This window comes from Enterococcus villorum, assembly GCF_007990225.1.
GTDB lineage: Bacteria > Bacillota > Bacilli > Lactobacillales > Enterococcaceae > Enterococcus_B > Enterococcus_B villorum.
Window position 1 is genome coordinate 19882 of sequence record NZ_BJWF01000037.1, and the last position, 7407, is coordinate 27288.

The 7407-nt window shown below is 35.6% G+C and carries 6 protein-coding genes; 1 reads left to right on the forward strand and 5 read right to left on the reverse strand.

Features of this window, described 5'->3' with window-relative positions:
• The first annotated feature begins 89 nt into the window (after positions 1 to 89).
• The gene (gene rnhC, locus EVI01_RS11035) at positions 90 to 1010 is read left to right on the forward strand and encodes a ribonuclease HIII (protein ID WP_010752582.1); all 921 of its coding nucleotides are present in this window, start codon (positions 90 to 92) and stop codon (positions 1008 to 1010) included.
• 25 nt (positions 1011 to 1035) lie between these two features.
• Here the strand turns inward: rnhC and EVI01_RS11040 are convergent, their stop codons facing one another.
• The 5 genes from EVI01_RS11040 to EVI01_RS11060 form a co-directional block, all read right to left on the reverse strand.
• The gene (locus tag EVI01_RS11040; RefSeq protein ID WP_010752583.1) at positions 1036 to 1956 is read right to left on the reverse strand and encodes an N-acetylmuramoyl-L-alanine amidase family protein; all 921 of its coding nucleotides are present in this window, start codon (positions 1954 to 1956) and stop codon (positions 1036 to 1038) included.
• Between the two features lie 236 nt (positions 1957 to 2192).
• On the reverse strand, positions 2193 to 4505 hold the full coding sequence (locus tag EVI01_RS11045) for a glycosyl hydrolase family 18 protein (RefSeq protein ID WP_010752584.1): 2313 nt from the start codon (positions 4503 to 4505) through the stop codon (positions 2193 to 2195).
• 437 nt (positions 4506 to 4942) lie between these two features.
• Entirely contained in the window at positions 4943 to 5515 is a 573-nt protein-coding gene (locus EVI01_RS11050) for a TetR/AcrR family transcriptional regulator (protein ID WP_010752585.1), read from the reverse strand.
• A 20-nt stretch (positions 5516 to 5535) separates the two neighbouring features.
• Positions 5536 to 6207: an ABC transporter ATP-binding protein gene (locus EVI01_RS11055; protein WP_010752586.1), complete on the reverse strand. Its 672-nt coding sequence runs from the start codon at positions 6205 to 6207 to the stop codon at positions 5536 to 5538.
• 11 nt (positions 6208 to 6218) lie between these two features.
• Complete coding sequence (locus EVI01_RS11060; RefSeq protein WP_010752587.1) at positions 6219 to 7289, reverse strand: ABC transporter permease; 1071 nt, start codon at positions 7287 to 7289, stop codon at positions 6219 to 6221.
• Between the last annotated feature and the right edge of the window lie 118 nt (positions 7290 to 7407).

Genomic DNA, 7407 nt, shown 5'->3' on the forward strand with positions numbered 1-7407 from the left:
TGGTCGGATTTAAGCTATTCTTGAGACTCTTTATTCAACCATCACGAACATCAATTTTTGAACTATTGACAAAAACATAGGAGGAACTTATGAGTAACGTCATCATCAAAGTAACCACCACACAAATGGAGAAAATGAAACAAAGCTATCAACCTTATCTACTATCTAAAAAAATACCTTATACTGTTTTTACAGCCAAAAAAAATGGGACGACCATTACAGCGTATACCTCAGGAAAAGTCATGTTTCAAGGAGCAAATGCAGAAAAAGAAGCCAATTGCTGGGGTGAAAAACAACTAACTAAATCTCCACAAGTAAAAAGCAAAACTTCGGCTCTACCAGAAAATCTATCCTCTTTATCAGTCCTAGGAAGTGATGAAGTTGGTAACGGTAGCTATTTTGGGCCTTTGACTGTCTGTGCAGCTTATGTTGATCAAGCAAAGTTAAAACAACTTAAGCAGTTAGGTGTTCGTGACTCCAAAGAATTAAAAGATCCACAAATTATTCAGTTAGCAAATATTTTAAAAGACACCATTCCCTATCAACTGTTAGTGTTAACACCTAAAAAATACAATGAAATCCAACCAACCTATAACGCTGTGCGGATGAAAGTAGCCTTACATAATCAGGCCATCCACCTCTTGTTAAAAAAAATAGCGCCAGCTAAACCGGACGCTATCTTGATTGATCAATTTACACCAGAAACAAACTTTAAAAAGTATGCACGACTTGAACAAAACCAAATCCAAGAAAAATTGTACTTTGTGACAAAAGGGGAACAATACCATTTGGCTGTGGCTGCTGCTTCCATTATCAGTCGCGCAAGTTTCTTAGAAGAATTAGACAAAGAATCGGCAGAAATCGGGATGAATCTACCTTCAGGAGCGGGAACAAAATCTGATCAGATCGCAGCCAAAATTTTACAACAAGGTGGTATTTCACTATTGGCAAACTATGCTAAATTACATTTTGCAAATACAGAAAAAGCAAAAAAAATACTCGATCGCTAAGTTTCTGCGAATCGAGTCATTTCAATTAACTTTGACTAAAATAGTTTTTTAAAGCAGAGGTTAAGTTTTCCGCTATTTTTTTCTGATACGTATTTGAAGTAAGTTCTGCTAAATCAGAATCATTATTCATGTATCCCATCTCTATTAGAATTGCTGGCTGGAAATTTTCTCTTAACACTTGATAATTTCCAGTGGCTATCCCGCGAGATTCAAGTGGCAAACTTTCAAATGAAGTAGCAACTTTTTGTGCTAATTTTTCATTATCATTGTAATAGTAATACGTGGTAATGCCTGTTGCTTCATTTGCATTTTCAGTAGAATCTGCATGAAGGCTAATAAAAACATCTGCTTTTTTCGACTCGCTATAGGCGCAGATATCATCTAATTGGATCAATTCATCCGTTGATCGTGTCAAATACACAGTTGCTCCAGCTTCTTCCAGTGCTGCTTTTACTTTTTTAGCCGTATTCAGGGTGATTGTTTTTTCTTCTACCTGCTCGTCATTGCTTAATGCCCCCGTATCCTCTCCACCATGACCTGGATCGAGTACGATAACCGCATCGGATAGACTGGTTGGTGTTTCTTTTACCGAAGTCGTCACCTTTTCACCATCACTTAGTGCTAAATAACCACTCTCACCTTCATTGGTCGTCACTTGATAAGCATCTGCTGTCTCAGTGACATATTCAGTCAATTCTCCGCCGTTGATTGTCGCTTGTGGCTGCGTTAAGTCAGCATCAGAATAAAGTATACTATCTTCTTTCCCCACTTTGATCCATGTTTTTGTTTCTGTTGCTGTTGAACTTGTGATTTCGCTTTTTATCTCAGCTGTTGTTTGGTTCGTTTTTATCTGATCAGCTGGCGTTTGCTGTTCAAAAATCTCATTTTTGACAATCAAAAACAGACCAGCAAGCGCAAACAGTACAATTATCCATACTCGTTTCATCTTTCTCACCTCATTCAGTTAAATAAAGCTTACTTTTTTAAACTTAAACTTGTCTTAAAACAGACTAATTCCTTCCCTTTATAGGTAAACTTATTTTTTCAAATGCGATGAACAAAGAAGCATAGCTCAAAAAAAGACTTGAAACATTCCCAAAGAAAGTAGAAATGTTTCAAGTCTTTATTGAATAACGATTAGTTTTTCAATCTCTCAATTTTATTTAATTATAGAATCTGATATTAGACAAGCTTTTGCCATAAAGAATTTGCAGCATCTGGTTCCCAACCAATGTATGCTGTGTGTGGTTGAAGACAACGATAACGGCTTCCCATATACGTCACAATATCTCCAGCTTTATAAGTTTTTCCTACTACCCAAGCATCTTCTTGCGCAATTTCTTCTGAAGAAGTTTTTGCTGTGACTTGTTGACTTTTTGCAGAAGTGCCGTATACGTTGACTGCTGTTACTTGGTAAGTATAAGTAGTATCAGCAGTTAACCCAGTGTCTACAAAAGATGGAGAAGTTGAAGTAGCCACACGTGTTCCATTGCGATAAATTTCATAGCTAGTTACTCCTTCTTTTGCATCATTTGCTGACCAGTTAAGCGTCACAGAGTTCTGAGTAACACTTTTTACTGCTAGATTTGTAGGAATAGAAGGTGCTTCTTTTTCTTCTGGTTCTGGTGTTGGCGTTGGTGTCGGAATAGATGAACCATCCCCATAAATCGTTTGTTGAGAAATTTCTGGTCCAGCATTTACGATTCTTTGTGATAACGTAATTGAATCAATGTGATCGATTGATACATTCGTTGCATTTGAAGCTAATCTAAATTTATATGTCGTTCCCGGCTTTAATTCTTTCGCGTCATAAACACTACTTAAATCAACAGTAACTAATCCATTGGCAGAAGTAACCGTACCAGCTTCATGACCATCTTTTTCAAGTACCTCATTTGTGTTCAGTGCTAAGGTTAATTTTGGTAATTTAATTGTTTTATTACCAAATTCAATTGCTGATAAAACTGTGTTTGATTCAGTTAATTTTTCATTATTTTTCACGACTAGTTCATAACCAGTTTTACTATTTTCAGAATAAGTAGAAAGACTTACTTCAACATTTAAATCAGTCGTAACAATTTCATTTTCTGGCAATTTTGCTGTGCCGAACAATCCATTTTTAATGGCTTTAGTTAATTCATCTCTTTTCGTGCTAGTCGTTTCTTTATCTTGTGACTGCATCCATGAAATAACACCACCTAATTCATGTTCTTTTACATATTGTGTTTTGTAATTGATTGATTTTACATTATCGTACGTAAATAATTCACCTGTGGTTTCACTGTATAGATAAGGGGCTTTCGCTGTATCATCCCAATATTCTTTTAGTCCAGAGAACTGATTCATTAATTGATTAATGTCTCGATATGGCCAAACGCCACCCGCACGACCTCCATCACCAATACTTACAGGGTTTTTATTCGGTGCACCATATGAAAGCGTGCCATCTGCATCTTTATTATTCTTTTTAGCTGATTGGAAAAGTCCAGGTAAGTTCTCATTGTCACCTTTTTCTACTTCATTCCAACCACGGGTATAAAAAGCAGCTCCGATGACAATTTTTTCAGATGGCGCGCCATTTGCTTGTAGGTAACGTACTGTCTGATCAACAGATAATCCGCTATCGTAGCTTGGATCATCAGGATTACCATAAAGTGCTGTCTGGTGACCACTTGTTTCGCTCCAAGCACCATTCATATCATAAGTCATGATATTAGCAAAATCGACCACATCAAATAAACGTTCAATGTCGATTCCTTTATTTAATTTGTCTTGAGAAGCAGGCAGTGCAACAGATAATTCATAGGTTTTTCCTAACTCTTCGCCTTGTTTGTCAATGGCAGCCCGAATATCATTTAAAAGAAGAATGTAGTTTTCTTTATCTTCTGGTTTGGCATTCGGTGTTCCTTCATCGTTTTTATTATCTACAAGGTCTGGTTGTCGAACATCTGCTGGGTATTCCCAGTCGACATCCACGAAATCCATATTAGTATACTTCAAGAATTTTGTAATATTTTCAACAAATCTTTTTCGTTTCGTTGGATTGGCTGCAACTTCAGAAAAATCACCTGATTTTGACCATCCACCTAATGAAACACCAATTTTTAAGTTCTTGTTTTCTGCACGTAAATGTTGAATCGCATTCAACAAACCAGAACGTGCATTATTCCAGCCAGCATCTACTAATCCGGCATCAGACTCCACAGCAGCACTCAGATCGGTAAACTGCAAATCACCATTACTATCAAAATCTAAAAAGGCATAATTTAAATGCGTCAGTTGATCTGCGGCAATATCTTTTGGATAAAAATTACCTTCTCCGCCCCAAATGGACCAATCACCGTAATACATAACATTTCGATAAGGTGTTGCTCGCGTGATTTCTTGCGCCTCTTCTGCATGAACATTCGTTTGTTTATTTAATAAAGGTGTTGCAAGTGAAAGTGCTGATGAGAATAACATCGCTGTTAACCCAATTTTTTGTAACTTTTTCATTCTCTATTTCTCCTCTTTTTCATATTTTGTTTCTACCAATTTCCTACCAATCCCCAAAAAGTTAGTTTACTTGCATTCCTCCTTTAAAAATAAAATTTGTCGCTGTATTTGTCTGTTCGACTAATATTAGTTTAGCAAACCCTTTCATCTTTTTATTTTTTTGTACGGTATATTAACGTTATTTTTTTAGCCATAGTAAATTATCATTTTTTTGCTCCTCTTTCTTGTAACAGTCACAAAAAACAGATGCTATTTTCAACCAACCTCTTGTTAATATCATTTTTCCTTCTTTTATCCATCCATTTAAGAGCAAATAGTTTGTCTATTAACCTACTTTTTGACAGATAAAACATGCTAAATCTCACATTTAATGAATCAAGTTTTCTAAAAAAAAAACGATGTACCGAAGAGTACAGTCGTTTTTAAGGTTATTTTTATTATACAATTACACCATTTAAATAAAGATCAATTAAAGTAGCTACATCAAACGGTTGTTCTTCTGATTGCCCAGATTCAGTAATATAAGGTGCTAATAACAGAAAAAAATGTTTTGCTGCTAATTCTTGAGAAACATTTTTTCTCAGCAACTGATGATTTTCTGCAAAGATCCGTTCAAATGGCTCACGGTAATTTTTTTTCCACAAATAAAATAAGTGATTTCTGATTTCTGCTGAAAGATTTAATTTTAAATCATGCAACATCATGAATAAATCAATCAAATGGGTTTCAATTAAGTATTTTGCCATATTTGTTAAAGTTTGCTGAAATCCAAGTTTACTTGTTTCTACTATCTTCCTAAGATCATCTCCAACCGTCATCAGATGTTCTTCTAATACTGCTTGGTAAAGTTTTTCCTTATCGCTAAAATAATGATAAAGATTGGGTTGAGTAATCCCAGCATTTTTAGCAATTTCACGAGTGGAAGTACCTAAATAACCTTTAGACATAAATAAACGATTTGCTTCCTTTAAAATTTTTTGTTGCGTATCCTTATTATAACGATGAACCACGTGCACACCTTCTTTTAAACTTATTTCATTTTCTCTTGAAAAACACCATCTTCCATCATAAATACTTTATCACACTTGTCAATCAGGCGAGTATCATGGGTTACCATAATGATTGCTTTATTCTTTTCTTTTGATTCTTTCGCTAAGATATCAACCACTTCTCTGGCCTTTTCTGAATCTAAACTAGCTGTTGGCTCATCGGCTAAAATAATCGAAGGGTCATTGTAAAGCGCTCGAGCAATAGCGACTCTTTGACGTTCACCGCCCGATAATTCTTCAGGATATTTATTCATTAATTCCTTGACACCTAGTTGTTCAAATAGTTCAGCTGCTTCTTGTGATCGATTTTCATGTTTGACTTTATCCACTAGTACCAATTGTTTTTTTACAGATAAAAAAGGAACTAAGTTCGAGGCTTGTAAAATAAAGCCAATTTCTTTAAACCGTAACTTCACACGTTTGTTTTCTGGTAATTCACTAAATTCTTTACCATTGATCAAAACAGATCCCATACTAGGGGTTTGTAAACCACCAGCGATCGTTAAAAAAGTACTTTTTCCTGAGCCAGAAGGTCCAATGATAGCCACAAACTCGCCTTTTTCTACACTCACATCTGTTTTTTTCAACGCATGGACGATCTGATCCCCATCTTTAAAATTCTTTTCTACCTCTTTAAATTCGATTGCTTTCATTTTTTCATCTCCTATCCAATCGCCTTTAATGGATCAATTTTGACAATCGTTCGTACTGAAAATAAAGCACCTAAAACAGCAACGATTAGCATTAAGACACTGATTCCACCAAAAAATAACCAATTACTTTGAAAAGGTACCGTGTCTGGCAAAAGAAACGAAGTGAATACTGTCCCTACCAATCCCAATCCAATGCCAAAGACTGAAAGCAAGAAGGTTTGTGCAACGACTGAACGTGCAATAAATCCGCCGGTTATCCCTTGTGCCTTCAAAACACCAAAAATATTGATTTTTTGCATCGTTAAAACATAGATAAAGATGCCGATGACAATTGCCGCAATCACAATTAAAAAACCAATCATAAATCCAAATGTTAATACTTGGGCACTGTATCCAGGTAATTCATTGATAAATTTTGAGATACTTATTTTTTCAAGTTCATCAGGTAAATCATCCACATTCCCTCTAACAACGACGGCATTAATTCGTGCATTTTCACTTGTATCGTTTTTTTCAAAACGAATCTCTTGATAAGCGTCAAGCGACGTATACAAAACAGGTGCTACATTGAATTTTGCATTTTCTGTAAAACCTGTTAATTCAAACGTTTTATTACTTCCAGAAAGTTTAATTGTATCGCCAATTTTCAAACCATATTCTTCTTTTAAACTAATGTCCCCAATCGCTTCATCGTTTCCAGAAAATGGGTTTCCTTCCACAAGATTAGGCATAATAAATTGATCAGGATCAATCCCAAAAAAACTCACATTGATTTTACCAGCTTCATCATTTTCCTTACTTGTCACTACTCCAGGAGTCTGTGCCAAGTAAGCAACTTCTTTTCCTTTTACTGCTTGAGCCGTTTTTTTCGTTATCATCGACATCCCGAGATTAGTATTGGCATCTTTTGATAAAACAATGTAGTCAGCCCCCCATTTATCAACTGCTGTGCGATTATCTTGTGCAAGTCCATAAGCTAAACCCGTCAAGAAAAATACTAAATAGGCAATCAAAAACATAACCCCAGCCACCAGTGCATACCGTAATTTTGAATGCATGATTTCATTTAATGCTAAAAACATCTAATTCCTCCTTTAAAATTTATCAACCCATACCACAAGTTTATCACTCGATAAATTTTTATAGGAATAATTTGCTCAGAAAGTAAGGTCGTGACAGAGCCGCTTAGCTCTGAGTATT